The sequence below is a fragment of the Nonomuraea sp. LPB2021202275-12-8 genome (genome assembly GCF_037044575.1).
Lineage (GTDB): Bacteria > Actinomycetota > Actinomycetes > Streptosporangiales > Streptosporangiaceae > Nonomuraea.
The window spans coordinates 1-1,500 of record NZ_JBAHWD010000116.1 but is presented as its reverse complement, the minus strand read 5'-3'; the positions used below and the strand labels follow the sequence as shown (position 1 = coordinate 1,500).

Genomic DNA, 1,500 nt, shown 5'->3' with positions numbered 1-1,500 from the left:
CCAACGCCGTTCAGTTAGGCGTGGGACGAGTGTGTCCAATCGACTGAAATGCAACAGAGCTCCTGCTAGAACCGTGTCGACCAAGATCACTGTTCGGCGGGAGCTCCGTTGGGTGCCCATTCTGTCATTTCTCGTGTGGTTGTGGTGGCTGAAGGGGCGTTCGCGCCGGGCCATTTGGGTGAGCTGACCCGGTTAGTACCGTTCGAGATGGTGGACGAGGCGTTGGCTGCGGTGGGTCGGGTGCAGGCCCGGGTGCGGGATCTGCCATCGCGAGTGGTTGTGTATCTGCTGCTGGCCGGGTGCTTGTTTCCCGAACTGGGCTGGCGGCAGGTGTGGCAGCGGCTGACGGCGGGGCTGGAGGGCCTGCCGGTCGCTACTCCGACACCGAGCGCGTTGTCGCAGGCCAGGCGGCGGATCGGGGCGGAGCCGTTACGGTGGTTGTTCGATCTGCTGCGCGGTCCGGCCGCGGGGATCGCCACCCGTGGGGCATGGTGGCGGGGATTGCTGGTCTGCGCGATCGACGGGACGACGATGGCGGTGCCTGACAGCCCGGCCAACCAGGCTGTCTACCTGAAGCATCGCTGTAATAACGGCGGTGCGGGGTATCCGGCGCTCCGGTTGCTGGTCCTGGTGTCCTGCGGCACCCGCACGATCTTGGATGCGGTGTTCGGACCCACCACCGACGGCGAGACAACGTATGCGCCCCGCCTGCTCCGCAGCCTTGGCGAGGGCATGATCGTGCTGCTGGACCGCAACTTCGCCGCCCGGACGTTGGTGGCCGCGATCGCCGCCACCGGCGCGCACGTGCTGGTCCGGGCCAAGAACGGCCGCGTCCTGCCGGTGCTGAGCCGCCGCGCCGACGGCTCTTACGCCTCGATGCTCGGCCCCATCCCGGTTCGGGTCATCGATTGTGAGATCACCATCACCACGGGCGCGGGTCGCCGCACTGGCCTATACCGGCTGGTCACCACGTTGACCGATCACCGCACTCATCCCGCCGCCGAGCTGATCAAGCTCTACCACGAGCGGTGGGAGATCGAGACCGCCTACCTGGAGATCAAATCCTCGATCCTAGACGGCCGCGTGCTGCGCGCCCGCACCCCCACCGGTGTGGACCAAGAGATCCACGCCCTGCTGGTCACCTACCAGCTCCTCCGCCTGGCCATGGCCGACGCGACCAGCACCCGCCCCGGCACCGATCCTGACCGGGCAAGCTTCACCATCGCCCTGCACACCGCCCGCGACCTGGTCATCCAGGCCGCAGGCATCATCACCGGCACCGTCATCGACCTCGCCGGCACCATCGGCCGCCACGTCCTGGCCGACCTCATGCCCGACCGCCGCATCCGAACCCGGCCCCGCATCGTCAAACGCGCGATCTCCAAATACAACGCCAAAGGCCCCATCGATCGGACCAGCTACAAGGCCACCATCAGCATCGACATCCTCACCACACTCGATCCTTGACAGCAGCCAAAGAGCCCAAACTGAACGGCGTTG

General features: G+C 66.7%; 1 protein-coding gene. It reads left to right on the top strand.

Going from position 1 to position 1,500, the window contains the following annotated elements:
* Window positions 1-135: 135 nt before the first annotated feature.
* On the top strand, window positions 136-1,467 hold the full coding sequence (locus tag V5E28_RS48950) for an IS4 family transposase (RefSeq protein WP_336217182.1): 1,332 nt from the start codon (window positions 136-138) through the stop codon (window positions 1,465-1,467).
* The last annotated feature ends 33 nt before the right edge of the window (window positions 1,468-1,500 follow it).